Below are 319 nucleotides of genomic sequence, written 5' to 3'. Positions count from 1 at the left end.
GGGGGTATAGCTCAGCTGGGAGAGCGCTTGCATGGCATGCAAGAGGTCATCGGTTCGATCCCGTTTACCTCCACCAAAATTTGACGGCAAGTCGCAAGACTTGAATCGTTCTAGGATTGACCCTATCGTCTAGAGGCCTAGGACATCACCCTTTCACGGTGAGTACCGGGGTTCGAATCCCCGTAGGGTCGCCAAGTTTGAAGCGCTTGAAGCTGCATGATATGCAGCAAAGCTTCCTGCCAGGAGTGGTAGTTCAGTTGGTTAGAATACCGGCCTGTCACGCCGGGGGTCGCGGGTTCGAGTCCCGTCCACTCCGCCA

The 319-nt window shown here is 55.8% G+C and carries 3 tRNA genes; all 3 read left to right on the top strand.

Going from position 1 to position 319, the window contains the following annotated elements:
• The 3 genes from CTATCC11996_RS21350 (at nt 1) to CTATCC11996_RS21340 (ending at nt 319) form a co-directional block, all read left to right on the top strand.
• Nucleotides 1-76, top strand: a tRNA-Ala gene (locus tag CTATCC11996_RS21350).
• A 42-nt stretch (nt 77-118) separates the two neighbouring features.
• Nucleotides 119-194: transfer RNA gene (locus tag CTATCC11996_RS21345), tRNA-Glu, on the top strand.
• Between the two features lie 48 nt (nt 195-242).
• Nucleotides 243-319, top strand: a tRNA-Asp gene (locus CTATCC11996_RS21340).

The sequence above is a fragment of the Comamonas testosteroni ATCC 11996 genome (assembly GCF_000241525.1).
Lineage (GTDB): Bacteria > Pseudomonadota > Gammaproteobacteria > Burkholderiales > Burkholderiaceae_C > Comamonas > Comamonas testosteroni.
This window is presented reverse-complemented; position numbering and strand designations above follow the sequence as displayed.